Here is a 25,262-nt window from a genome sequence, read left to right on the forward strand (position 1 = left end):
GGATCCTTATGCGTATCTTGGTCACCGGTGGCGCTGGTTTCATCGGCTCTGCCCTCATCCGCCACCTCATCCGCGACAGCGATCATGAGGTCCTGAACTTCGACAAGCTGACCTATGCCGGCGTGCTGACGTCGCTCGAACCGATCGACGCCGACCCACGCTACAGCTTCATCCAGGGCGACATCTGCGACGCGGACGCCGTGCGCACCGCGATCACGGAGTTCCGCCCCGACGTCATCGCCCATCTGGCGGCCGAGAGCCATGTCGACCGCTCGATCGACGGCCCCGGCGAATTCATCCAGACCAACATCGTCGGCACGTTCAACATGCTGCAGCAGGCGCTCGGCTACTGGCGCGAGCTCGACGAAGCCGACCAGGCCGCATTCCGCTTCCACCACATCTCCACGGACGAGGTGTTCGGCTCGCTCGGCGACGAAGGCTATTTCACCGAGACGACGTCCTACGACCCGCGCTCGCCCTATTCCGCGTCGAAGGCGGCGTCCGACCATCTGGTCCGCGCGTGGCACGAAACCTACGGGCTGCCGACGCTGATCACCAATTGCTCGAACAATTACGGGCCGTATCACTTCCCAGAAAAGCTGATCCCGCTGATCATCATCCGCGCGCTCGCTGGCGATCCGCTGCCGGTCTACGGCGACGGCTCCAACGTCCGCGACTGGCTGTATGTCGAGGATCATGCCCGTGCATTGCGCCGCGTGTTCGAACAGGGCGCGCCGGGCGAGACGTACAATGTCGGCGGCAACAGCGAGCGCCGCAACATCGATGTGGTCCGCACGATCTGCGAGACGCTCGACCGCGAAAGCCCGCGCGCCGACGGCAAGCCCTATGCCGACCAGATCGGGTTCGTGACCGACCGGCTCGGCCACGACCACCGCTACGCGATCGACGCATCGAAGATCCGCGCCGAACTCGGCTGGGAACCGATCGAGACGTTCGAGGACGGCATCGCCAAGACGGTGCGCTGGTATCTCGACAATCGCAGCTGGTGGCAGGCGATCCTCGACCAGCGTTACGACACGGGCCGGCTCGGCAAGGGGAAATGAGCGCCATGCCCGGCGCGGTGCGTATCCTCGTCACCGGCGGTGCGGGACAGCTCGGCCTCGCTCTAGCGGCTGCCAAGTGGAGCCCGCAGGTCACCCTGCTATGCCCGACCCGCGCGGAGCTCGACCTAACCGACGCCGCGGGGATCGCGGCTTGGTTCGACAGGGAGAAGCCCGACGCCGTCGTCAACAGCGCGGCCTATACCGCGGTCGACAAGGCGGAACAGGATATTGCCGTCGCCTGGGCCGCCAACGCGACCGGCCCCGCCCTGCTCGCCGCCGCCAGTGCGGAGGCCGGCATCCCGATCGTCCAGGTGTCGACCGACTATGTCTTCGACGGCACGGTGGAGGGCGCCTACGCCGAAACCGATCCGGTGGCACCGCTCGGCGTCTACGGGTCGAGCAAGCTGGCCGGCGAGATCGCGGTCCGCACCGGTAACCCGCGCTCGGTCATCCTGCGCACCGCCTGGGTGGTCAGCGCCACGCGTGTGAACTTCGTCAAGACCATGCTGCGGCTGGGCGAGACGATGCCCGAACTGCGCGTGGTGTCGGATCAATATGGCTGCCCGACATCGGCCACCGACATCGCTTCCACGATCGTCACGATCGTGGAAGCGATGGTGGCCGACGCCGCCGCGCCGACCGGCACCTATCATTTCGTCAACGCCGGGTCGGCCAGCTGGTGCGACCTGGCGCGTGAGGTGTTCACCGTCGCGACCGGGATCACCGGACGGCCGGGTCCGCTGGTCCATGCGATCACCACCGCCGACTATCCCACGCCCGCCAGGCGCCCGGCCAATTCGCGGCTGTCGACCGCACGGCTGACGCGCGACTACGGCATCGAACCGCAACCTTGGCGTCCAGCAATCCGGGCAATCGTCCAGGATCTCGTAACCGCCCAACCCGCCGCAATGGAGACGAACCGATGAAGGGCATCATTTTGGCCGGGGGCTCGGGCACCCGCCTGCATCCGATGACGCGCGTCACCTCGAAGCAGCTGATGCCGATCTACGACAAGCCGATGATCTATTATCCGCTGTCGACGCTGATGCTGGCCGGCATCCGCGATATCCTGCTGATCTCCACGCCGCGCGACGTGCCGTCGTTCCAGTCGCTGCTCGGTGACGGGTCGCAATGGGGCATCAGCATCGAATATGCGGTTCAGCCTGAACCGAATGGTCTCGCCGAAGCCTATATCATCGGTGCCGATTTCGTCGGGTCGCAGCCTTCGGCACTGATCCTTGGCGACAACATCTTCTATGGTCACGGCCTGACGGCGATGTTCGAACGCGCGGTCAACCGGACAGATTGCGCCACCGTCTTCGCCTATCATGTCGACGATCCGCGGCGTTACGGCGTGGTCGAGTTCGACGCCGACATGCGCGCGCTGTCGATCGAGGAGAAGCCGAACAGCCCGCGCTCCGACTGGGCGGTGACCGGCGTCTATTTCTACGACGAGAAAGCCGTCGACATGGTCGCCGACCTGAAGCCGTCGGCGCGTGGCGAGCTGGAAATCACCGACCTCAACCAGATGTATCTCGAAAAGGGCAAGCTGTCGGTCGAGATCATGGGCCGCGGTTTTGCCTGGCTCGATACCGGGACGCCGGACAGTCTGCTGGAGGCGGCGGAGTTCGTCCGGACGCTGGAGAAGCGCCAGGGGTTCAAGATCGCGTGCCCGGAAGAAATCGCCTACGAAATGAAGTTCATCGATCTCGACGCGCTGACCCGGACCGCAGAGGCGTATGGCAAGAGTGACTACGGGGTCTATCTCCGGAAGGTCGCTCAGCGCGGCTGAACCCGACCGTGGGTCCGGTTGACGGGCCCACGGTCGGCGGCGTTTCGGGTATTCCGGATCAGGCGGACCGCCGTCCCTCGTTGTAACCGAACGTCATCCAGTGTTCGAGGCCTGACGCGTGACGCCCCTCGACGACGGCCGCCCGGACATCAGGGTTTGTCGCCAGATAACCTTGTTCGTTGAACTCATTGATCAACGCATCCAGCAAGGGTGGTAGTCGCGGTTGTGCCCGTTCAACTACGATCGGCACGTCGCTTCGCCGTTGCTCGTCCATCGACCGCCGCAGCAGCCGTTCGGTATCGAAGTAGATGTCGCGCAGCCTGTCGATATCGCCGTTGTTCGGTGCTTTGTCCTCGCATGCCGCGATCAGCCAGCCGTACAGAGCAGCGATCAGGCCGTTGTCGATCGGCTGCGCGGCGTCGGCGACATGGTGCCGCATGTCCTGTTCCAGGAACGCGCCCACCGCCTTGGTACGGCGGCGGTTGATACGGATGTCGAGCGCCGTCGCGATGCGACCGACCTCGCGCTTCCAGTCCGCCATCAGATGGGCGTAGCCGACGAACACGCGCGGGACCGAGCGCGACACCTGTTCCGCAAGCATCGTGTACTTTAACCAGAGCGCGAACGAGAATTCATGGCCGATGCCGTCACGCGCAGCCAGCGAGCGCGCAACCTCGATCGGATGGCGGACGGGCACGATCACCTTGATCGTCCAGCCGCCGCGCCGTGCCGCTTCGAACCAATATTCCGACAGTCCGGCGATCCGCGGTTCCTTGATTACCAACAGCGGCCGGTCGGCATAGCGTTGCAGGAATGCCTCGATCTGGACGATGAAGGCTTCGCGAAGCAACGGGTTCATTGTCGTATCGCGTTGCAGCCGCAGCGTGGGGTCGTACCAGGTCAACCCGAACTGCGCGAGGAACTGGCTGTTCAAGGCCAGCGCCTCCGCCGGCTCGAAATGGCCATGTGGGTTGCCAACGCTCGCACCGAGCAGGTCGTCGGGCAGATGCGCGCCGCACAAGGCCAGCACCTGCGTTAATGCTGACGTTCCGCAACGCCCCATGCCAAGGACAAAGACTAGGTCCCGCCGTACCGCCATGCCGCTCCCGCCTCTTAAAATTCTTGTTACAAACCCATCGTATCGGAATTTGATCAGATGAACGTCGCTTAAATACGAATCCTTAGTCTGCCCGGCGGGGGTTCGCCATGTTCGCTGCGTCCATTCCGCGCGACATCGTTTCACGTCGTACGGCGCTCGGTCCATCACGAATGACTTGCGACGATACTGCCACCCCAGCATAGCTGATGGTATGGGGACGCTAAAATACACACAGCGCAGTCGATGGCCGATCGCATGACTGCGGGCTTGTTTGCCGATCTTCGCACCGCGTCGTACCGCAAGCGCGGCGACCGGGCGCGCGATCGGCGGCACTGGCATCGCGCGGTCGTCGCCTACCGCCATTATCTGGACGAACGCCCCGACGACGTGGCGATCCGTATCCAACTCGGCCACGCACTGCGCGAAATGGGTGACCCGGCGGCGGCAGAAATCGCCTATGCCCGCGCGGACGCGGCCACGCCGCGAGACCCGAACCTCCTGATCTGCTGGGGCCATCTTCGCAAGTCGATCGGTGACATCGAAGGCGCGCGCCGCCTTTACGGCGACAGCGCCGCGATCAACGGCAACATGGCCGCCCTGAACGAGTTAGCGGCGCTCCCAGAAACCCGCCCACCCTTCGAACCACCACACGCCGAAGCGCCAGCGGTGGTGCAAGGGCCCGCCGCCGAGCCTACCGCGCCCGCCGTGCCGGAACCCGCGGCTGTTCCCCCGCCCGTCAGCGACGCACCGGCCTGGGCGACCGATCTTGCGTTTGCAAAACCGGTGGATGGCGCTTTCTTGGGCGAGACGGTATTGTTCCTGGCCTGCGCGACCGGCGGCAGGTTGCCGGCCCATGTCGCGCCGTTCGTCGATGCGCTGATCGATGGGGGCCACACCGTCATCCTCTTAGTCGTCACCGATCGGCCGGTCGCGTTGCCGCCCACGGTGGTCGACCGCGTCGCCGGCGCATTGGTCCGGCGCGACACCGGAAGCCGGTTCGCCGCCTGGGCGCATGCGTTGAAACTGCTCCCCGCGCTTTACGGTGCGCCTGGTTTGACCCTGATCGACGACGGACTGGCGGGCGACTTCGGCGATGACCGCTTCGCAACCGTAACCGCGCGAATGCGGACGAGCGAGGCCGATCTGGTCGCGCTGACCGGAACCATGAGCGACGGCTGGCATGTCGATTGCGGTTATGTCCGCCTGAGCCGCACGCTGCTCGCGTCTGAGGCCGTTCAGCTGTTCTTCGACGCGGTGAAGCTGCATGCGGACCCCGCCGCCCCGGCTGCCGACGACACCGCCTTTCTCGAACGGGTCCAGACCACAGGGCACCGGATCGAGACGCTGTTCCCCGATGCGGATCTCCGCACGCTCACCGGCTGGCGTCGCCTGTCTGCGCTTGGGCTGCCCTTCGTCCCGCCGGCACTCGGACAGATCACAGAAGCCCCTGACGTTCAGGATGCGCTCCGGGCGGCGGGGCTGGACCCATCGACAAGCGGGTACGTCGTGGACACCCCCCCGGCCGACGGCCCGCTCCTGGCCACCCCGCCCCGCCAGCCGCCGGCGGATATGTGGCCGACCGTTCGCTACTACGCACCGGTAAATTATGCGGGGGTCGACGGCGACGCGGCACGCGCGATGTTGTGTTCGCTCCGCCGGCTGCCCATCCGCCTGAATGTCCACCCGATCCAGCACGGCTATCGTGACGCGACCCCTATCGCCCCGCCCGCTGACGCCATTGATTTCGAAACACCGGCCGATATCGCGATCGTGCAGCTTGATCCGGACGACTGGCACCTGCTGACCGATCAGCAACGCGGGCTCATCGCCGACGCGCGTCGCACGATCGGTTACTGGACCGCCCCCTGCGATGACCGACTGGTCTCGCGCGTTCAGGATTTCCACGCGATCGACCGGATCTGGGTGACCGATCCGACCGGTGCTGCGCAACTGGATCGTCGCGATGGCGCGGCGGTCGCGGTGATTCCGGACCCCCAGGCGTGGGGCAGGGACGACGCGACCGATGAGGCGCTGCTTGCCGCCGTCCACGCGACGCTGGCCGATACGACGACCGATCGGCGCGTCCACCGCCCGGTGCCCAAACTCCGCGGCGGCATCCTCCTGGATGAGTCCACGGCGATCCACGATGCCATCCGGCTCGTCCTGCTGGCCGCGGATGGTGCGCCGCTGGACACCGCCTTGCCGGATCCCGCCGACGACCGCTGGATCCTGTTCGCGCCGACCGGTGCCTGCATCGCGCCGGATTTTGCGGACATCGTCATGGCGCACATCGCCGCGCGCCCGGACGCGTCCCTGTTCTACGCGGACGATATTGCGGCCGAGACCGAGTTCGCCGTTGATCACATCCGGCTAAAGCCGGAATATGACCGCACCCTGCTCGCGGCGCAGGATTATGTCGGCGCGCCGCTGCTGGTCCGGGCATCCGCGCTGGTCCAACTCGGGGGTTTGGCCGTCGGCCTGCGCACCGCGGCGATCGCGGACCTGCTGTTCCGCGCGGACTCTGCGGGGCTGGCGATCGCGCGTATCCCGCATGTCCTGCTCGGCCATCGCGGCCAGCGCGTTTGCACCGTACAGGCGGACCAGATCGCTATGCTGCACGCGCAGCCCAGCTTCGGCGGGTTCGATATCGTCCCGGGTGCGGCCGAGAGCGTCGCCATCCGGCGTCGGTTCGTGTCCGGTGCGGAGCCCGCCGTCACCCTGCTGATCCCGACCATGCGAACGCCCGTCCCATGGGGCGACATGACGCTGATCGAACAGTTGCTCATCGAGATCGCTCGGGCCGACTGGCCGATGGAGCGATTGACCGTCATCGTCGGCGACGACGGTGAAGGTGTACCGGACTGGGCGGAGCGGCGCTGGCCGTTCGCCCTGACGCGGATCGCCACCGCACGCGCGCCCGGCGAGCCGTTCAACTATGCCGCGAAGATGAACCGCCTGTGGCGCGCCGCCGAAACCGAACAGATCGTCATGATGAACGACGATCTTGTGCCCACCGGGTACGATTGGCTTAACGCACTTCTGACGTTCGCCGTCGATCCGACGGTCGGCGGTGTCGGTGCGCGGCTGCTGTTCACGGATGGCAGCATTCAGCACGCCGGCATCGGCCCGGTCGGAACGGGGGCGACGCATCTCTGGGTACGCCGCCGCCATGGGACTGGGGCGTATCAGGGCTGGACGGACGTCCAGCGTGAATGGTCGATGGTCACCGGTGCAGTGTTCGCGACGCGGCGGTCGGTGATGGCGCGGGTCGGCGGGTTCGATGAGCGCTTCTCGCTCGAATATAACGATACCGATCTGTGTCTGCGGCTGCGGACGCTCGGCTACCGGATCGTCTACACGCCGCTTGCGGAGATGATCCATTCCGAAAAGGCATCGCGCGGCCACGCCCTGCCGCCGGGCGACGAGACGGCGGCGTTCCGCTCCCGCTGGCGCGCATGGTTGGATCAGGATCCGTCCTGGCACCCCCGCCTGCACCGCGACCGCATCGACCTGACCCCGCAATATGCCGGCAGCGCCTGGTACGCCTGACCCCACCGGCCACCGCGGACGGAAAGCAAGGCGCCGCTTGCGCCCGCACGCAGCGGGCGATACGCCCGGTCGACAGCAAGCGGGCACAATAACCGGGCACCTCCGGTTCGTTCACCCACGTTCGAAAGAGGCATGATGACATCGACCGACGATTGCGGTTGCCGGACGAAGAAGCCGTCGCTGTTCAGCCATTCGACCGGGCGTGTCGTTACCGCACCCAACGGCCACCGGGAACTGATCAGCGAAACCGGCGACACCGGCCATCTGCTTTACGGCCCGTACGAACTGCGCCTCCCCGGCCGCTACCGCGTCGTGTTCGATCTCGCGGCTACGAACAGCCCGTTCTACCGGTCGAAGGATGCGATCTGCGCGGTCGTCGACGTCGTGTCCGACGACGGGCGGACCCGCCACGCCGAACGGGAGCTTCGGCTGTCCGAACTGAGCGAAGGGTCCGGCCCGGTGACGCTGGACTTCGTCGTCACGGAGGCCTGCCACCTGGAATATCGCGTCGCGACGACCGGTCGCGCCGGCCTGCGCGTCGGTGGTGCGGTCCGCATCGTGCCGTTGCCGGGCGATGGTCGGCTGCGTTCCGTGGCGTCCGCCGCGGCCCCCGCGCCCTGCTATATCGGCTGCGCCACCGATCCGGCGTTCGTCGGCCTCACCGCGACCATGCTCGCGTCGGTCGAGGAGTATGGTTGCGTGCCGGACGCGATCATCCTGGTCGCCGATTTCGACCTGTCGCCGATCGACCGCGCCGTCCTGCGCGCCAGTGCGGGGCGGATGGGCAAGGCCATGCGCTTCGTGCCGGTCGATCGCGCGTCGCCGCTGATCCCCGTCATCCCCGACCATCCCTTCCCGTTCCCGCTGATCGGCCGGTTCGTCCTGCCCAAGATCATCGATACGGCCGAAGCGCGATTGATCCTGATCGATTCCGACATGATCCTGACCGACAGCCTGCGGCCGCTGTTCGACATGCATATGAACGGTCACGCGGTCGCCGCGGTTCGGGATCCTATGTCGGCATCCGAACTGCGCGCACGCGGCCGCGAAGTCGATCCGACTTACTTCAATGCCGGTCTGCTGGTGATCGATATTCCACGCTGGAACGCCGCAGGGGTCAGCGACGTGGCGATGCGGCGCTGGGCGGCCTACCCGGAACGTCCCCAGTTCCTCGATCAGGACGCGCTCAACGATGTCATCGGCGACGACTGGCTAAGGCTCGATCGCTGCTGGAATTTCTTTTACGCCGGCGAATCGCGGCAGTTCGCCGCCGAATGGTATGAAAGCGCACCCGTCGTCCATTATGCGGGGGCCAAGCCGGATCTTGCGCGCGATCATCCAGCGGTGCCGCTCTATGATCGCCAGGTGGAACGCGTTTCCGCACGCACCGGCTGGCTTGGTTCGATTGACCAATCGGCCGACCGCAGCCTGATCAGCCTCCTTTACGAAATTTTTCTGGGCCGCGAGCCGGAGGCAGAACGCGTTGTCCAGGACCGCGTCGGGCAGACGATGTGGGACTGCGTCGTCACCGTGCTGCGGTCGGATGAATCCAGCGCCGCTATCCTCGCACCCTTGGTATCGGGTCATCCGTTCGCCCCGAACCTTTACCGTACGCCGCCCGTACTCAGCCAGCGTTACTGGATGGCCGATCGGCTCCCGCTGTTCCGCGAGACCGCGGACGCGCTGCCTGCGATGCAGTCCTGGCGGGACCTGCTCGATGCGGTCATGGCCGACGATTGCTTCCGCGAGGCCGCCACATTGCCCGCGGCGACCCGACATGCAGACGACGACGCCACTGCCCGGGCCCAGGTTGCCGCTGCCCGCTGAACTTAGACCGGCGGCCCGACCCCCTACCGTTCGGCCAGCATCGCAGCCTGCACCATCGATGCGGAGTTGGCCGACGTCATGATCTGCTGGGGGATCGCCTGTCCGCCCCCGGCGCCGTCGTTCGCCTTGGCGGCCTGCTCCTCGTAGCTGCGATTGCCGTTCGCATTGGGGGTGGCCAGTATCCCGCCCCAGTTGCCGCCGTAGAAGCCGCCCTCCACACGCTGTGCCAGGATCGACCGCGCGGTGCGACCCAGCGCCGCCGCCCACGCACCGTCCGGGTCCGTGCCCGGCAACGGCAGCACTTCGGTCGCGAAGGCCGAGGCGAAGAACGCGTCGGTCCACGGATCAGATATGCTCAGGAATACCTTGCCGAACCCGTTGGTGCTGTCATGCAGGAAGATGCCGGGCTTCAGCATCCCCTTCGTGATCGTCGCGGCCTGCGCCGCGTATTCGCGCCGCCGGGTCACGCGGTACAGGCGCGCCGCCAGCACGCCCATCGCCATTGAACCCAGGATGTTGACGGCGCTCACCCCCTGTTGCGGCGGCCCGAAATAGGCCTGGGTCGAAACCAGATACGGTTTTCGACGTAGATCGATATTGATATTTCCCCAATAGACCCCGTCCGACTGCCGGAAATGCGCCTGCATCAGCGCGAAGATCGCGACCGCATATTGCAGGTAGCTGACGTCGCGCGTGGTTTCGAACACCGTGAGGGCCGCGATCGCCAGCGGGACTTCATAGACCGACGATGTGCCCTGCCCCGCCGGATCGCCGCCCGGCAGCGCGTACAGGATGCCGTAGCGCGAGTAGGAGAAGCCCGGCAACTTCACAGGATCTGTGAAGGGATCGCGAAACCGCTTCAGCGTCGCTGGAATCATCGTGCGCAGGGCGTTCAGCGCCGAACGGTCCTTGGTCACCTCGAACACCTGGGCGAGATATTGCGCAACCCAGCCGGCATCGTCGCTGGCATAGATCGTCGCGTCCCGGCCGTCGCCCGCCATCGTCGGCGCGCCGAATTGCGCGCGGGTGCAGTCCCATTGCGACGCGATCATCCGCGCAGTTTCGGCCGATCCAGTCGCCTTCCAGTGCCAGTAGAGGAAATTATGGTAGCTTTCCTCCATCCACAGCGCCGGCTGCTCGCCGATCGCGGGCAGGCCCCAGCGCTTCTGACCGCCGCTCGGCGGGATGACGCAGGCAAGCGTCCGCGCGGGCACGACCCGGCCCTTGCTGTCCCACCAGTTGGCGTACATGTCGCGGTAGACCCGGTCGTATCCGGTCTTCAGCGCAGACGGCGTCTGCGGCGGCGCGCTTTCGGCGGTCGCCCCGCATCCGCCGAGCAGGCCGAGGCCGCCTACCGCGGTGAGGGCCCCGACGCTCAGCCCCGCCAGGATTTCCCGCCGGGCGCGGACAGCCGTCTCGATATGCATGGGTCAGCCCTTCACGAATGCGTCCAGCGCGACCAGCCTGGCGGCCAGTGCTTCGAAGTCGTCGAGCGGCACCGCGTTCGGACCGTCCGATTTCGCGTTGGCCGGGTCGGGATGCGTTTCCATGAACAGCCCGCTGATCCCGACCGCCACGGCGGCGCGCGCCAGCACCGGCACGAACTCGCTCTGCCCGCCACTGGTCGCACCCTGCCCGCCGGGCAGCTGCACCGAATGGGTGGCGTCGAACACCACCGGACACCCGGTGTTGCGCATGATCACCAGCCCGCGCATGTCGCTGACCAGATTATTGTAGCCGAAGCTGGTGCCGCGATCGGCGACCATCAGCCCGCTGTCCGACACCCCTGCCGCCGCCGCCGCTTCGCGCGCCTTGGCGATCACATGGACCATGTCGTTGGGGGCCATGAACTGGCCCTTCTTGATGTTCACGGGTTTGCCCGATGCCGCAACCGCCTCGATCAGATCAGTCTGGCGCGCCAGGAATGCCGGCGTCTGGAGCATGTCCACCACGTCCGCCACCGGCCGGACCTGCGCCACCTCATGCACGTCGGTCAGTACCGGCAGCCCGATTTTGGCGCGCACTTTTTCCAGGATCCGCAGTCCTTCATGCAGGCCCGGCCCGCGAAACGAGCTTCCCGACGATCGGTTCGCCTTGTCGAACGAGCTCTTGTAGATCAGCAGCACGCCCAGCCGGTCGGCGATCCCGCGCAGCCGTTCGGCGGTGGACAGCGCCATCGCCTCGCTCTCGATCACACACGGCCCGGCGATCAGGAACAGCGGATGCGCCAGCCCGACCGGGCGCCCGCACAGCATCGTACCGCTCTCGACGATCGCGTTCATTCCATTCCCCGTACCGCAAGCTGCGCCTCGATCGGCGCCAGGTCGCTCGGATTGTTCAATTCCCACAACTCGCAGCCGCGCGCATCGACTTCGACGACGCGCACCGGCACGCCGCCGTCCAGGAACCGCAGCTGTTCCAGTCCTTCGAGCTGTTCGAGCAGCGACTCCGGCAACGCGGCATAACGCGCCAGCGCAGCGCGGCGATAGGCATAGACCCCGACATGCAGCAGCACCGGCAATGCCGGGTCGCCGATCCGCGCGTCGGGCACATGCGGGATGACCGCCTTGCTGAAATACAGCGCGCGCCCGTCCGCTGCCGTCGCGACCGTGGTGCCGCCCACCCGGCCCGCGGCCTGATCGTCGAGCAACCGGCGGTGGACGACGGGCGTCGCGCGCACCGCCGGCGTCGCCACCGCGATCGCCGGGTCCGCGCGCAGGACGCTCACTAGTTCGGACAGGAACCACGGCGGCGTCAGCAGCGCGTCGCCCTGCAGGTTAACGACGATGTCAGTGTCCGCGTCGATCCGGTCGAGCACCGCGGCGCAGCGTTCGGTCCCGTTCGCGCACGCCTCTGGCGTCATCATCACCTCCGCGCCGAACCCCTCGGCCAGCTCGGCAATGCGCGCATCATCGGTTGCAATGATTACCCGGACATCGCCGCCCATCGCATCCGCCGCTGCACGCGCAGCGTCCCAGCTCCGCCCGATCAGCGGGCGTTCAACACCCGTGGCACCGCGAATTGCGACCATCGGCTTGCCGGGATAGCGCGTCGACGCATGGCGCGCCGGCACCACGATCGCCACGCGGCCGTCACGTCCACCGCCTGCCACGTCGCTCACGCCAGCCCCAATCGCAGGAAATCGTGGATCGTCACCACGCCGACCGGCACGTCCTGCCCATCCGCGCCATCGCCACCGGTCACGAACAGCGCGGTGATCTTGTGATCGTTCATCAGCGCGAGCGCATCCTCGGCAAAGCTGGCCGCTCCGATCGTGATCGGATCATGCGTCATCACGTCCCGCGCGGTGCCGGTCATCAGCGCATCGACATGGCGTCGCAGATCGCCGTCGGTGATCACGCCGATCAGCCGCCCGGCATCGTCCACCACGCCGGCGATCCCGAACGTCAGCCGCGTCATGGTCAGCACGACTTCCCGCATTGACATGTCGGCCGGCACGACCGGCATTTCCTCGTCGCAGTGCATCACCGCGGCCACGCGCATCAGGCGGAGCCCGATCGTGCCGCCGGGGTGCAGCGCCTGGAATCCATCGCGCGACAGGCCACGCTCGTGCATCGTCGCCATCGCCAGCGCATCGCCCAGCGCCAGCATCATCGCGGTCGATGTCGTCGGCGCGATGTTGGCGGGGCACGCCTCCGCCGCGGCGGGCAGCATCAGGCGGATCGCCGCGGCGCGCATCAGCGTCGAATTGCGCCGTGCGGAAATCGCAATGATCGGCATGCCCAGGACCGCCGCATGGCCGATCATCGGCTTCAACTCGGTCGTGCCGCCGGAATTGGACAGCATGATCAGCGCGTCGCCCGGGATCATCATGCCGAGATCGCCGTGCGCCGCCTCGGCCGGATGAACGAACAACGCGGGCGTACCGGTGGAGGCGAGCGTGGCGGCGATCTTGCGCGCGATATGGCCCGACTTGCCCATGCCGGTCACGATCACCCGGCCGGGCAATGTCAGCAGCAGTTCGACCGCGTCGGCGAAAGAATCGTCCAGCGTCTCGCGCAGGCGGGACAGCGCCGCCGCCTCGATCGCGATGACCGATCGCCCTTCGCGCAGCCGTGCCGCGCGGGCATCTTCGGGGCTGAGGCGGGACGGGTCCGTGCCGTATCTCACCAGCGTCGTCCGGGGTTTGCTCAGCCTGATCACCATATGTGCCTAGTCCCGACAAGTTAAAAAAGCGAGCCTGCTGAACGCCCTGCCAATATCGATATTGCTTTACGCTTCCGTAAACGGCAACCTTCAGCTAGGCTACCGCTCAAGCATCCGGACGGAGACGAAGCGCATGAACCTTGATTTCGACGCCGACGAACTGGCCTTCCGCGACGAGGTCCGCGCGTTCCTGGCCGCCGAGCTGCCCGACGACATCCGCACCGCGGTGGCCGACCGGACGGACCTGACCAAGGAGCAGATCGTGCGCTGGCACGGGATCCTGCACCGGCGCGGCTGGGCGGTGCCGAAATGGGCGGCCGAACATGGCGGCCGCGGCTGGACCCCGGCGCAGAAATATATCTTCCAGGAAGAACTGTCGCTCGCCCGCGCGCCGGATGAATTCTCGTTCAACGTCGCGATGATCGGCCCGGTCATCGCGCGGTTCGGCACCGATGCGCAGAAGGAACGCTTCCTGCCGCCCACCGCCAGCCTCGACATCTGGTGGTGCCAGGGCTTCTCGGAACCCGGCTCCGGCTCCGACCTCGCCTCGCTCAAGACGACCGCGGTGCGCGACGGCGACGACTATGTCGTCAACGGGCAGAAGATCTGGACCACGCTGGCGCAGCATGCCGACTGGATCTTCGCGCTGGTCCGCACCGATCCGAACGCGCAGAAGCCGCAGATGGGGATCAGCTTCCTGCTGATCGACATGACGACGCCCGGCATCACCGTCCGCCCGATCCGCACGATCGACAATCATCACGAGGTGAACGAGGTCTTCTTCGACGACGTCCGCGTGCCGGCCGAAAACCTGATCGGTCAGGAGAACAAGGGCTGGGACTATGCCAAGCATCTGCTCGGCAACGAACGGTCGGGCATCGCGCGGATTGGTCTGTCGAAGGAACGGCTGCGCTGGGCGCGTGCGACCGCGAAGGAGATGGCGGCCGACGGGCGCATGACGCAGCGCGAACATGCGCGGCTCCTGCGCGAGCTGATCGAAACCGAGATCGACCTGAAGGCGCTCGAGCTGACCCAGCTGCGCGTCGTGGCGGCGGACAGCGCCGGCGGCGGCGGCGATCCGGGTGCCGGGGCGGCCGCATCCTCGATCCTGAAGGTGAAGGGCAGCGACATCCAGCAACGCATGACCGAGATCATGATGACGCTCGCCGGCCCCGCGGGTCTCGCGCAGCCGGACCTCGACCATGGCCGCAACGAGGAACCGCAGGACCGCTGGCTGCCTGCCGCGGCACCGTATTACTTCACCATGCGCAAGGTCTCGATCTACGGCGGGTCGAACGAGATCCAGCGCAACATCGTCGCCAAGACCGTGATGGGGCTCTGAACCATGGATTTCAGCTTTTCCGACGACCAGCGCCTGCTGCGTGAGACCGTCGCGCGCTTCGTCGCCGACCGCTACGGGTTCGAGGACCGCACCCGCATGATGGCGATGCCGGGCGGGCGCGACCCGGCGATCTGGTCCGAAATGGCCGAACTCGGCCTGCTCGGACTGCCCTTTGCGGAGGCCGATGGCGGGTTCGGCGGCGGCGGCACCGAGACGATGATCCTGATGGAGGAGTTCGGCCGCGGGCTCGTCGTCGAACCCTATCTCTCCGCCATCGTGCTGGCCGGTGCCTTGCTGCAGGACGCGGCGACCGCGGAGCAGCGCGCGGCGCGGGTCGAGCGGATCGTCACGGGCGACCTCCGCCTCGCGGTTGCCTTCGCCGAACCGCGCGGTCCGCGCTACACGGTCGACGCGCGCGAGACGGTCGCGGTCGGCGACCGGCTGACCGGCGAGAAGATCGCAGTGCTGGGCGGCGATCAGGCGCAGGAGCTGATCGTGTCCGCACGCACCAGCGAGGGGTCGACCGCTCTGTTCTTCGTCGATCCCGCCGCCACCGGCGTCAGCATTCGCGGCGAGGCCGGCTATGACGGCAGCCGCGTCGCGACGGTCACGCTGCACGATGTCGCCGCCGAACGCATCCCCGGCGACGGCGCGGCGCATCTGTCCCGCGCGATCGAGGCCGCCAACGCCGCGCTCTGTGCCGAAGCGGTCGGCGCGATGGCCGCCGCACTCGACCTGACGACCGAATATCTCAAGACCCGCAAGCAGTTCGGCGTGCCGATCGCGGCGTTCCAGGCGCTCCAGCACCGCGCCGTCGACATGCTGATGCAGCTCGAACTGGCGCGCAGCATGGCGATCCTCGCCGCCGCCTCGCTCGACCGCCCCGCCGCCGAACGCACCGCCAACATCGCCGCGGCCAAGGCGCACATCGCCCGCGCCTCGCGCTTCGTCGGGCAACAGGCGGTCCAACTCCACGGTGGCATCGGCATCACCGCCGAGTACAAGGTCGGCCACATCTTCAAGCGCCTGACCGCCATCGAAACGCTCTTCGGCGACGCGGACCATCATATCGATGCGCTGACCGACCTGGGAGGGTTGGCGGCTTAGCAGCCGGGAAACCTCCCGCCCACAGAACCGTCCATGCCGAGCGAAGTCGAGGCACCCTTTCCCCCGAGCGCAGCCGAGGGGCGCTGTTGGCTCCTCGACTACGCTCGAGGGCTCCCTCGACTGCGCTCGGGATGGACGGGTTTGGGCTAAGCCCCCGCCCCTAGGGGAACCCCCGCCCCCACCGGCCATTCCTGCTTCATGACCACCGACACCGACAAGCGCGCCGCCGCGATCGCCGCCGTGGCGGAGATCCAGCCCGGCATGCTCGTCGGCCTCGGCACCGGCAGCACCGCGGCCTACGCCGTCGCCGCGCTCGCCGAGCGGGTCCGCGCCGGCCTCCGCATCACCGCCGTCGTCACGTCCAAAGCCACCGAGACGCTCGCCCAATCCCACGGCATCACCGTCCTCCCGTTCGACGACGTGCCGCAGGTTGACCTTACCATCGACGGCGTCGACCAGATCGATCCCGCCCTCCGCGCGATCAAGGGCGGCGGCGGCGCGATGCTGCGCGAGAAGATCGTCGCCGCCGCCAGCACGCGGATGATCGCGATCGTCGACGGATCGAAGCGCGTCGCCCAACTCGATCGCGCCATCCCGGTCGAGATCCTGCCGTTCGCCCGCGCCTTCGTCCTGCGCCGGCTCGCAGAGCTAGGCGGGCCCGCCATCCTGCGCGCCACCCGGTCCGACCAGGACAATCTACTCGCCGACGCCGCATTCGGCCCCATCGCGGACCCGGCCGCGCTCGCCGCCGAACTGTCGGCCATCCCCGGCCTGCTCGGCCACGGCCTCTTCCTCGATGAAATCGACGCAACCTGCATCGCGGACGACAGCAGCACCGTTTGGCTGAAACGGTCTTAACAAAGCTTCATCTTACCCGTTAGAGCAGGAACAGTTCGGGCCGCCCGCCGTTCCCCGGACGATATCGTTCCCGCGCTGGCGCCGTTTTCCGGTGACCGTGCGCTCGCTCAAGGATCGCGCAATGACCACCCCAGCCACCGGCCTCCATGAGGATGGCTCGCCCGAGCGCCTCGCGATCGATACCATCCGCACGCTGTCCATGGACGCGGTGCAGAAGGCGAACAGCGGCCACCCCGGCACGCCGATGGCGCTCGCGCCCGTCGGCCACACGCTCTGGTCGCAGTTCCTGCGTTACGATCCGGACCGTCCCGACTGGCCCAACCGCGACCGGTTCGTGCTGTCCGTCGGCCACGCGTCGATGCTGCTCTACTCGCTGCTGCACCTCGCCGGCGTGAAGGAAATCAACGCGGACGGCGAATATAGCGGCGATCCCGCGGTCAGCCTCGACGATATCAAGGGCTTCCGCCAGCTGTCGTCCAAGACGCCCGGCCACCCGGAATATCGCTACACCACCGGCGTCGAGACGACGACCGGCCCGCTCGGCCAGGGTTGCGGCAACTCGGTCGGCATGGCGATCGCGGAACGTCACCTAGCGGCGCATTTCAACAAGGACGACATGGTCCTGTTCGATCACGACGTCTATTCGCTCTGCGGCGACGGCGACATGATGGAGGGCGTGACCGCGGAGGCCGCCTCGCTCGCCGGCCACATGAAGCTGTCGAACCTCTGCTGGATCTATGACAGCAACCAGATCAGCATCGAGGGCGGCACCGACCTCGCCTTCACCGAAGATGTCGCCGCGCGCTTCCGCGCCTATGGCTGGAAGACACTGCACGTCTCCGACGCGAACGACACCGTCGCACTGGCCGATGCGTTCCAGACTTTCCGCGATACGCATGATGCGCCGACGCTGATCGTCGTGGACAGCGTGATCGGCTGGGGCAGTCCGAAGGCGGGCAGCGAGAAGGCGCACGGCGAACCGCTTGGTGCCGACGCGATCAAGGCAACGAAGAAGGCCTATGGCTGGCCGGAAGACAAGGACTTCTACGTCCCCGAGGGCGTCGCCGAGCATTTCGCGCAGAGCATGATCGATCGCAGCCGCCCGCTGCGCGAGAGCTGGGACATGACCTTCGCGACCTACCGCGAAAAGTCTCCCGAGCTTGCCGCCGAACTGGAGCGGATGCGCCAGGGCGAGCTGCCCGACGGCTGGGCGGCCGACCTGCCGGTGTTCGAGGCCGACGCGAAGGGCGTCGCCAGTCGCGATGCCGGTGGCAAGGTGCTGAACGCGATTGCCAAGCGCGTGCCCAGCCTGATGGGCGGTGCCGCCGATCTGTCGCCATCGACCAAGACCGACCTGAAGTTCGACGGCGCGGGCAGCTTCACCGCCGCCACGCCGGGCGGCCGCAACATGCATTTCGGCGTGCGCGAACATGCGATGGGCTCGATCGCCAACGGCATGGCGCTCAGCTACCTGCGCTCCTACACCGGCACCTTCCTGGTGTTCGCCGACTATATGCGCGCGCCGATCCGGCTCGCCGCGATCATGGAAGTGCCGACGATTTTCGTCTTCACGCATGACAGCATCGGCGTGGGCGAGGATGGCCCGACCCACCAGCCGGTCGAGCATCTCGCGACGCTGCGTGCGATCCCCGGCCTCGTCACGATCCGCCCGGGCGACGCGAACGAAACCGCACAAGCCTGGTCCGTCGCGCTGAAGCAGGCCGACCGGCCGAGCGCGCTGATCTTCTCGCGCCAGGCACTTCCAACGCTTGATCGCGATAAGTACGCGTCGGCCGAGGGGCTCCAGAAGGGTGCCTACATCCTGGCGGAGGCCGGCGGCGGCGATCCCGACGTGATCCTGATCGGTACGGGCAGCGAGGTGTCGCTGGTCGTCGACGCATACGAGAAGCTGCGTGCAGAGGGCGTCCGCGCCCGGGTCGTGTCGATGCCAAGCTGGGAACTGTTCGAGAACCAGGACGCGGAATATCGCGACGCGATCTTCCCGCCCGCCGTGCGCGCCCGCGTCGCGGTGGAACAGGCCGGATCGATGGGCTGGGATCGCTATGTCGGCCATGACGGGGCAACGATCACCATGTCCACCTTCGGCGCGTCGGCCCCGCTCGCCAAGCTTCAGGAGAAGTACGGCTTCACGATCGATAACGTCGTGAAGGTCGCGCACGAAGTGATGCAGGGGAACGGCAAATGAGTGGCCCGCTGAACAAGCTCGAGCAGGCGGGTCAGGCCGTCTGGCTCGACTTCGTCGACCGCAAGTTCCTCGCCGACGGCGGCCTGCGCAAGCTGATCGAGGAGGACGGCCTGACCGGCGTCACGTCCAACCCGTCGATCTTCGAAAAGGCGATCGGCCACTCGGACGCCTATGACGATGGGCTGTCGGAATATCTGGACAAGGGCGACAGCACGATCGTCGCGGTCTATGAAAGCCTCGCGATTGCCGACATCCAGGCCGCGGCGGACGACCTCCGCCCGGTCTACGACCGGCTGGAGGGCAAGGACGGCTATGTCAGCCTCGAAGTCTCGCCCTACCTCGCCCAGGCAACCGACGACACGATCGAGGAGGCCCGCCGCCTCGCCGAGGCGGTCGATCGCCCCAACCTGATGGTGAAGGTCCCCGGCACGCAGGAAGGCGTCCCCGCCATCCGCCAGCTGATTGCCGACGGGCTGAGCATCAACGTCACCTTGCTGTTCTCGCGCGATGCCTACCGCGCCGTCGCGATGGCCTATCTCGAAGGGCTGGAGGAGCGCGTCGCCGCCGGCCAGCCGATCGACCGGATCGCCAGCGTCGCCAGCTTCTTCATCAGCCGCATCGATGCGCAGATCGACAAGGCTATCGACGACCGCATCGCCGAGGGCGACCCGGAAGCCGATGCGCTGAAGGCGATCCGCGGCAAGGTCGCGATTGCCAACGCGAAGCTCGCCTACCAGGACTATCTCGCGATCCTCGAAACCGATCGCTGGAAGGCACTCGCCGCCAAGGGCGCGCAGGTCCAGCGGCTGCTTTGGGCGTCCACGGGCGTGAAGGACAAGGCGTATAGCGACGTCCTCTACATCGAGACGCTGATCGGCCGCGACACGGTCAACACCATGCCGCCCGCCACGATGGACGCATTCCGCGACCATGGCGACGCGACCGCGCAGCTGACCAACGACATCGCCGACGCCGAGCATGTGATGGCGGAGGCCGACCGCCTCCACCTGAAGCTCGGCGACGTCACAACCGGCCTCGTCACCGCGGGCGTGAAGCTGTTCGCCGACGCCGCCGACTCGCTGCTCGGCGCGGTCGCCGGCAAGCGCGATACGTTCCTGGGCGACAAGCTCAACGGCATGTCCGCTACGCTGCCGAAGTCGCTCGACGAAACCGTCGAAACGCGGATCGGCACGATGCGCAAGGACGCGTGGAGTCGCCGGCTCTGGGCGGCCGACGCAACGCTCTGGACCGGCAAGGACGAGGGCAAGTGGCTCGGCTGGCTGGCCGCCGGCAAGGGCGAGCAGGTCGAAGAGGACGCGCTCGCCAAGCTGGCCGAGAAGACCAAGGGCAAGGCCGACGTCGTGCTGCTCGGCATGGGCGGCTCCAGCCTCGGGCCGGAAGTGATCGGCGCGATCGTGCCCCCTACCACCGGCGCCCCGCGCTTCCACGCGCTCGACAGCACCGATCCGGCGCAGGTCGCGACCGTCGCCGGCCAGATCGACGCCGGCAACACTGCGTTCCTCGTCTCGTCCAAGTCCGGTTCGACGCTCGAACCGCAGCTGCTCGAGGCCTATTTCCGCAGCCTGCCCGGCGCCGATACGAAGAACTTCGTCGCGGTGACCGACCCCGGTTCCAAGCTGGAAGCATCGGCCAAGGCGGACGGCTTCGGCGATATCTTCCACGGAGATCCTGCGATCGGTGGGCGCTACTCGGTCCTGTCGGTGTTCGGTATGGTGCCGGCCGCGATGATGGGCGTGGACGTCCCCGCCTTCTTCACCGCGGCCAAGGCGATGGTCTTCGCCTGCGGCCCGGACAGCCCGCCCGCCACCAACCCAGGCATGCGGCTCGGCGCGATCATGGGCGAGGCGGCACTGGCCGGTCGCGACAAGCTGACCATCCTGCCCAGCCCCAGCCTCGCCGCATTCGGTAGCTGGCTGGAACAGCTGGTCGCCGAATCGACGGGGAAGGAAGGCAAGGGCATCGTCCCCGTCGACCTCGAACCGCTCGGCTCCGCGGACAGCTACGGCACCGACCGCCTGTTCGTGCATCTGCACCTGGCCGGCGACAGCGACGACCGCCTCGAATCGACCCTCAAGGCACTCGCCGACGGCGGCCATCCGTTGGTGCGCATCTCGGTCGCGGACCCGATGCAACTCGGTCAGGAGTTCTTCCGCTGGGAAATGGCCACCGCGGTCGCCGGCGCGATCATCGGGATCGACCCGTTCGATCAGCCCGATGTCGAGGCCGCCAAGGTCGAGGCGCGCAAGCTGGTCGACGCCTATGAGGCGACCGGCGCGCTCGAACCCGAAACGCCGCTCTACGACGATGGCGATATCGCGATCTTCGCCCCCGGCGATCCGGAATTCGCACCGACCGACCCGGCCGTCCTGCTCAGCACGCACTTCGCCAGCCTGGTGCCCGGCGACTATGCCGGCTTCCTCGCCTATATCGAGCGCAACGAGCCGCATGCCGACGGCATCGCGCGGATGCGTGCCGCGGTCCGCGACGCGCGGCAGGTGGCGACGGTTGCCGGCTTCGGTCCGCGCTTCCTCCACTCGACGGGGCAGGCATATAAGGGCGGCCCGCGCACCGGCAGCTTCCTGGAAATCACCCGCACGCCGTCCGACGACGTCGCGGTTCCGGGTCGCAAGGCGAGCTTCGGCACCGTCCAGCTGGCGCAGGCGCGCGGCGACCTCGACGTGCTCGTCGAACGCGGCCAGCGCGTCATGCGCGTTCACCTGAAGCACGACGCGGCCTTTGACCGCCTCGTCGACATGGTGATCGCCAGCGTCGCCTGAACCACACCGACCGTACCCCGGCGCGGGCCGGGGCCTGGACGCATCCTCGCGCCAGGCCCCGGCCTGCGGCGGAACAAGATCTACACAGCAGGAGCATCCCCATGAAGATCGGCATCATCGGCCTCGGCCGCATGGGCGGCAACATCGCCCGCCGCCTGATGCGCGCCGGCCACGAAGTCGTCGCCTATGACCGCGACGACAAGGCGGTCACCGCGCTCACCGCCGACGGCGCGGTGGCCGCGTCCGGGATCGAGGACATGGCGGGCAAGCTCGACAGCCCGCGCATCTTCTGGTCGATGCTCCCCGCCGGCGAAATCACCGAACAGACGGTCGAGACGATCGCCGCGCTCTGCGCCCCCGGCGACATCGTGATCGACGGCGGCAACAGCTTCTACAAGGACGACATCCGTCGCGCGAAGGTGCTCGGCGAACAGGGTCTGCACTATGTCGACGTCGGCACGTCCGGCGGCGTCTGGGGCCTGGAACGCGGCTATTGCATGATGATCGGCGGCAGCGACGACGCGGTGCGCCTGCTCGACCCGATCTTCGACGCGCTGGCCCCCGGCCGCGGCGACGTGGTGCCCACCAAGGGCCGCGACACGGGCGACGACCGCGCCGAGCGCGGCTACATCCACGCCGGTCCCGCAGGCGCCGGCCACTTCGTGAAGATGGTCCACAACGGCATCGAATATGGCCTGATGCAGGCCTATGCCGAGGGTTTCGACATCCTGAAGGGCAAGGCATCGGACAAGCTGCCCGAGGACGAGCGCTTCGACCTCAACCTGCCCGACATCGCCGAGGTCTGGCGCCGCGGCAGCGTCATCTCCTCCTGGCTGCTCGACCTGACCGCGATCGGCCTCGCCAGCGACCATGAGCTGAAGCAGTTCAGCGGCCATGTCGCGGACTCGGGCGAAGGGCAGTGGACGATCGACGCCGCGATGGAGGAGAAGGTGCCCGCCAACGTGCTGACCGCAGCACTCTTCGCGCGCTACCGCAGCCGCGTCGACACGACGTTCGGCGACAAGCTGCTCTCCGCGATGCGGTTCGGCTTCGGCGGCCATGTGGAGATGCCACAATGAGCGCCGCGCCCAGCTCGCCTGCGGGCGGCACGACCGCCACGCCCCCCGCCCCGCCCGCAACGCTGGTCATCTTCGGCGCGCTCGGCGATCTCACCCGCCGGCTCCTCGTGCCGGCGATCGTCAATCTGGTCCGCAGCGGGCTGGTCGGTGACGACTTCAAGATCATCGGCGTCAGCCACCATGATTCCAGCGACGACGCGCTGCGTGAACAGCTCGACGACTTCATCGGCAAGGCCGACGGCGAAGGCGGCGCGCATGGTGACAAGTCCGGTGCGGGCGACCCAGACTGGCTGAAGCTGCGCGACCGCATCACGTACTTGAAGGGGGATTTCGAAGACGCGGCGACCTACGAGGCGCTCAAGGACCGCATCGATGGCAACGCCGCCTTCTATCTCGCCACCGCGCCCGGCTTCTTCGGCCCTGTGATCGACAGCCTCGGCGACGCCGGCCTGCTGACCCAGTCCGACGAGGCGTTCCGCCGCGTCGTGATCGAGAAGCCGTTCGGCCACGACCTGCCGTCCGCCGAAGCGCTCGATGAGCGCATCCTCAAGCATCTCGACGAAACGCAGGTCTACCGGATCGACCATTTTCTCGGCAAGGAAACCGTCCAGAACATCCTCGTCACGCGCTTCGCCAACACGATGGTCGAGGCGGTGTGGAACAACCGCTACATCGATCATGTCCAGATCACCGCGGCCGAGACGGTCACGGTCGGCACGCGCGGCAAATTCTACGACACGACCGGCGCGATGCGCGACATGGTGCCCAACCACCTGTTCCAGCTGCTCGCCATGGTCGGCATGGAGCCGCCGAACGATTTCGGTTCCGAGGCAATTCGCAACGAGAAGGCCAAGGTCATCGCCGCAATCCGCGCGCCGCGGCCCGAGGACGTCGCCGACGTTGCCGTCCGCGGCCGCTACACCGCGGGCCGCGCGGGCGATGCCGATGTCGCCGACTATCGGTCGGAGCCCGAGGTTGCGCCTGACAGCAAGACCGAGACCTATGTCGCACTGAAACTGATGGTCGACAGCTGGCGCTGGGCCGGCGTGCCGTTCTACCTGCGCACCGGCAAGGGGCTGGCGGCGCGCGATACCGAGATCGTCGTCCAGTTCAAACCTGTGCCCTATGCGCAGTTCGCCGGGGTCGATCACAACCGCCTGCCGCCCAACCGCATGGTGATCCAGATCCAGCCGGACGAAGGGCTGAGCATCGAAATCCTCGCCAAGAAGCCTGGTCCGGTGATCGAGCCCGCGCCGGTCAGCCTCGACTTCGCCTACTCCGATCATTTCAAGCTCGGCCACACGACCGGCTACGAAACCCTGCTCTACGACATGCTGACCGGCGACCAGACTTTGTTCCAGCGCGCGGATCAGATCGAGTCCGGGTGGGAAGCGGTGCAGCCGATCCTCGACGCCTGGGCCGCGGACGGCGAGCCCGAACCCTATCCCGCCGGCAGTGACGGCCCCGCCGCCGCCGCGGACCTCCTGACGCGCGACGGCCGCGCCTGGCACAAGATCGGAAGGCCCGCATGACCCGCCTCTTCATCTCCGACATCGACGGCACCCTAGTCCGCAAGGACAAGGTGCTGACCGAACCGACCGTCGCCGCGATCCGCCGGCTGCGTGCCGCGGGCGTGCCTGTGACGCTCATCAGCGCGCGGCCCCCGTCGGGCATGATCGCGCATGCCGAGCGGCTCGGCATCGACCTGCCAATGGGTGCGTTCAACGGCGGTACGATCGTGAAGCCGGACGGCACGGTCATCTCCGCCGCGCACGTGCCCGCCGATGTCGCGATCGACACGCTCGCCCGGCTCCGCGCGGCGAACATCGACCGCTGGGTGTTCGCGAACGGCAAATGGTACGCCAGCGGCCAGGACAGCCACCACCTGGAGCGCGAACAGGTCGCCGCCGCGATCGACGCGGTCTACACCGACGACTTCGCCGCGATGATCGACCGGATCGACAAGATCGTCGGCGTCAGCGACGACGCGCCGCTTGTCGCACGGGTCGAGGCGGAACTCGTCGCCGCGCACGGTAGCGCCGCGACCATCGCCTGCTCGCAACCCTATTATCTCGACATCACGGCGCTTGCCGCGAACAAGGGCGACGGGGTCGCGGCGCTGGCCGACGCGATCGGCGTTTCGCTCGCCGACGTCACGGTCGCGGGCGACATGCCCAACGACCTGCCGATGTTCGCGCGCGCCGGACAGTCGATCGCGATGGGCCAGGCGCCACAGGCGGTGCGCGACGCCGCGACGCGCGTGACGGGCCCGACCGACGAGGACGGGCTGGCCGCCGCGGTCGATGCACTGGCGGAATTGGCCGAACAGCACCATCTGTGATAGGGGCTGCGCCGATCTGCGGCGCACCTGCCG

The 25,262-nt window shown here is 67.4% G+C and carries 18 protein-coding genes; 13 read left to right on the plus strand and 5 right to left on the minus strand.

Features of this window, described 5'->3' with window-relative positions; genetic code table 11:
- Window positions 1-8 precede the first annotated feature (8 nt).
- From rfbB to rfbA, 3 genes are read left to right on the plus strand one after another with little or no spacing between them, the layout of a single operon-like run.
- Window positions 9-1,064 (plus strand): dTDP-glucose 4,6-dehydratase, encoded by a 1,056-nt coding sequence (gene rfbB / locus IEX50_RS11295; RefSeq protein ID WP_157176013.1) that lies wholly within the window; start codon window positions 9-11, stop codon window positions 1,062-1,064.
- Window positions 1,061-1,990 (plus strand): dTDP-4-dehydrorhamnose reductase, encoded by a 930-nt coding sequence (gene rfbD, locus IEX50_RS11300; protein ID WP_229673923.1) that lies wholly within the window; start codon window positions 1,061-1,063, stop codon window positions 1,988-1,990. The genes rfbB and rfbD overlap by 4 nt, the downstream gene beginning before the upstream one ends.
- Window positions 1,987-2,856: a glucose-1-phosphate thymidylyltransferase RfbA gene (gene rfbA, locus IEX50_RS11305; RefSeq protein WP_157176014.1), complete on the plus strand. Its 870-nt coding sequence runs from the start codon at window positions 1,987-1,989 to the stop codon at window positions 2,854-2,856. Before rfbD ends, rfbA begins: the two co-directional genes overlap by 4 nt.
- Window positions 2,857-2,914: 58 nt before the next feature.
- Here the strand turns inward: rfbA and IEX50_RS11310 are convergent, their stop codons facing one another.
- Window positions 2,915-4,294, minus strand: coding sequence for a sulfotransferase family protein (locus tag IEX50_RS11310; protein WP_157176015.1), 1,380 nt, complete (start codon window positions 4,292-4,294; stop codon window positions 2,915-2,917).
- On the opposite strand from IEX50_RS11310, the gene IEX50_RS11315 reads away from it, so the two are divergent.
- Together IEX50_RS11315 and IEX50_RS11320 are read left to right on the plus strand one after the other, a co-directional pair.
- Entirely contained in the window at window positions 4,211-7,504 is a 3,294-nt protein-coding gene (locus tag IEX50_RS11315) for a glycosyltransferase (protein WP_188699465.1), read from the plus strand. The two genes, IEX50_RS11310 and IEX50_RS11315, sit on opposite strands and share 84 nt — an antisense overlap.
- A gap of 135 nt (window positions 7,505-7,639) precedes the next feature.
- A complete protein-coding gene (locus IEX50_RS11320) occupies window positions 7,640-9,331 on the plus strand; it encodes a glycosyltransferase family 8 protein (RefSeq protein ID WP_188699467.1) in 1,692 nt (563 codons plus the stop codon).
- A 23-nt stretch (window positions 9,332-9,354) separates the two neighbouring features.
- Here IEX50_RS11320 and IEX50_RS11325 read toward each other — a convergent pair whose 3' ends face one another.
- Genes IEX50_RS11325 through IEX50_RS11340 form a run of 4 tightly spaced genes read right to left on the minus strand, consistent with a single transcriptional unit; the run spans window position 9,355 to window position 13,462 of the window.
- Window positions 9,355-10,758 carry a hypothetical protein gene (locus tag IEX50_RS11325; RefSeq protein WP_157176018.1) on the minus strand — a complete coding sequence of 468 codons (1,404 nt, stop codon included), beginning with the start codon at window positions 10,756-10,758 and terminating at the stop codon, window positions 9,355-9,357.
- 3 nt (window positions 10,759-10,761) lie between these two features.
- Window positions 10,762-11,613, minus strand: a complete 852-nt coding sequence (gene kdsA, locus IEX50_RS11330; RefSeq protein WP_157176019.1) for a 3-deoxy-8-phosphooctulonate synthase — start codon at window positions 11,611-11,613, stop codon at window positions 10,762-10,764.
- The gene (kdsB, locus tag IEX50_RS11335; protein WP_373285309.1) at window positions 11,610-12,443 is read right to left on the minus strand and encodes a 3-deoxy-manno-octulosonate cytidylyltransferase; all 834 of its coding nucleotides are present in this window, start codon (window positions 12,441-12,443) and stop codon (window positions 11,610-11,612) included. The genes kdsA and kdsB overlap by 4 nt, the downstream gene beginning before the upstream one ends.
- Before the next feature lie 5 nt (window positions 12,444-12,448).
- A complete protein-coding gene (locus IEX50_RS11340; RefSeq protein ID WP_229673925.1) occupies window positions 12,449-13,462 on the minus strand; it encodes a KpsF/GutQ family sugar-phosphate isomerase in 1,014 nt (337 codons plus the stop codon).
- 169 nt (window positions 13,463-13,631) lie between these two features.
- Between IEX50_RS11340 and IEX50_RS11345 the strand changes: the two genes are divergently transcribed.
- The 8 genes from IEX50_RS11345 (at window position 13,632) to IEX50_RS11380 (ending at window position 25,229) form a co-directional block, all read left to right on the plus strand.
- Window positions 13,632-14,840 (plus strand): acyl-CoA dehydrogenase family protein, encoded by a 1,209-nt coding sequence (locus tag IEX50_RS11345; RefSeq protein ID WP_157176021.1) that lies wholly within the window; start codon window positions 13,632-13,634, stop codon window positions 14,838-14,840.
- A gap of 3 nt (window positions 14,841-14,843) precedes the next feature.
- Window positions 14,844-15,947, plus strand: coding sequence for an acyl-CoA dehydrogenase family protein (locus tag IEX50_RS11350; RefSeq protein WP_157176022.1), 1,104 nt, complete (start codon window positions 14,844-14,846; stop codon window positions 15,945-15,947).
- A 198-nt stretch (window positions 15,948-16,145) separates the two neighbouring features.
- Window positions 16,146-16,805, plus strand: coding sequence for a ribose-5-phosphate isomerase RpiA (rpiA, locus tag IEX50_RS11355; protein WP_157176023.1), 660 nt, complete (start codon window positions 16,146-16,148; stop codon window positions 16,803-16,805).
- 121 nt (window positions 16,806-16,926) lie between these two features.
- Window positions 16,927-19,011 carry a transketolase gene (gene tkt / locus IEX50_RS11360; protein WP_157176024.1) on the plus strand — a complete coding sequence of 695 codons (2,085 nt, stop codon included), beginning with the start codon at window positions 16,927-16,929 and terminating at the stop codon, window positions 19,009-19,011.
- The gene (locus IEX50_RS11365; RefSeq protein WP_157176025.1) at window positions 19,008-21,809 is read left to right on the plus strand and encodes a bifunctional transaldolase/phosoglucose isomerase; all 2,802 of its coding nucleotides are present in this window, start codon (window positions 19,008-19,010) and stop codon (window positions 21,807-21,809) included. The genes tkt and IEX50_RS11365 overlap by 4 nt, the downstream gene beginning before the upstream one ends.
- Entirely contained in the window at window positions 21,806-22,888 is a 1,083-nt protein-coding gene (gene gnd, locus IEX50_RS11370) for a phosphogluconate dehydrogenase (NAD(+)-dependent, decarboxylating) (protein WP_157176184.1), read from the plus strand. The genes IEX50_RS11365 and gnd overlap by 4 nt, the downstream gene beginning before the upstream one ends.
- On the plus strand, window positions 22,885-24,420 hold the full coding sequence (zwf, locus tag IEX50_RS11375; RefSeq protein ID WP_157176026.1) for a glucose-6-phosphate dehydrogenase: 1,536 nt from the start codon (window positions 22,885-22,887) through the stop codon (window positions 24,418-24,420). Before gnd ends, zwf begins: the two co-directional genes overlap by 4 nt.
- Entirely contained in the window at window positions 24,417-25,229 is an 813-nt protein-coding gene (locus tag IEX50_RS11380; RefSeq protein WP_157176027.1) for a Cof-type HAD-IIB family hydrolase, read from the plus strand. The genes zwf and IEX50_RS11380 overlap by 4 nt, the downstream gene beginning before the upstream one ends.
- Window positions 25,230-25,262 lie beyond the last annotated feature (33 nt).

The organism is Sphingomonas prati (assembly GCF_014643515.1).
Lineage (GTDB): Bacteria > Pseudomonadota > Alphaproteobacteria > Sphingomonadales > Sphingomonadaceae > Sphingomonas_R > Sphingomonas_R prati.

What these genes read in the sequence shown, in the direction of transcription:
- rfbB (WP_157176013.1), top strand. Translation starts at nt 9, where the DNA reads ATGCGTATCTTGGTCACCGGTGGCGCTGGTTTCATCGGCTCTGCCCTC.
- rfbD (WP_229673923.1), top strand. Translation starts at nt 1,061, where the DNA reads ATGAGCGCCATGCCCGGCGCGGTGCGTATCCTCGTCACCGGCGGTGCG.
- rfbA (WP_157176014.1), top strand. Translation starts at nt 1,987, where the DNA reads ATGAAGGGCATCATTTTGGCCGGGGGCTCGGGCACCCGCCTGCATCCG.
- IEX50_RS11315 (WP_188699465.1), top strand. Translation starts at nt 4,211, where the DNA reads ATGACTGCGGGCTTGTTTGCCGATCTTCGCACCGCGTCGTACCGCAAG.
- IEX50_RS11310 (WP_157176015.1), bottom strand. Translation starts at nt 4,294, where the DNA reads ATGCCAGTGCCGCCGATCGCGCGCCCGGTCGCCGCGCTTGCGGTACGA.
- IEX50_RS11320 (WP_188699467.1), top strand. Translation starts at nt 7,640, where the DNA reads ATGACATCGACCGACGATTGCGGTTGCCGGACGAAGAAGCCGTCGCTG.
- IEX50_RS11325 (WP_157176018.1), bottom strand. Translation starts at nt 10,758, where the DNA reads ATGCATATCGAGACGGCTGTCCGCGCCCGGCGGGAAATCCTGGCGGGG.
- kdsA (WP_157176019.1), bottom strand. Translation starts at nt 11,613, where the DNA reads ATGAACGCGATCGTCGAGAGCGGTACGATGCTGTGCGGGCGCCCGGTC.
- IEX50_RS11345 (WP_157176021.1), top strand. Translation starts at nt 13,632, where the DNA reads ATGAACCTTGATTTCGACGCCGACGAACTGGCCTTCCGCGACGAGGTC.
- IEX50_RS11350 (WP_157176022.1), top strand. Translation starts at nt 14,844, where the DNA reads ATGGATTTCAGCTTTTCCGACGACCAGCGCCTGCTGCGTGAGACCGTC.
- rpiA (WP_157176023.1), top strand. Translation starts at nt 16,146, where the DNA reads ATGACCACCGACACCGACAAGCGCGCCGCCGCGATCGCCGCCGTGGCG.
- tkt (WP_157176024.1), top strand. Translation starts at nt 16,927, where the DNA reads ATGACCACCCCAGCCACCGGCCTCCATGAGGATGGCTCGCCCGAGCGC.
- IEX50_RS11365 (WP_157176025.1), top strand. Translation starts at nt 19,008, where the DNA reads ATGAGTGGCCCGCTGAACAAGCTCGAGCAGGCGGGTCAGGCCGTCTGG.
- zwf (WP_157176026.1), top strand. Translation starts at nt 22,885, where the DNA reads ATGAGCGCCGCGCCCAGCTCGCCTGCGGGCGGCACGACCGCCACGCCC.
- IEX50_RS11380 (WP_157176027.1), top strand. Translation starts at nt 24,417, where the DNA reads ATGACCCGCCTCTTCATCTCCGACATCGACGGCACCCTAGTCCGCAAG.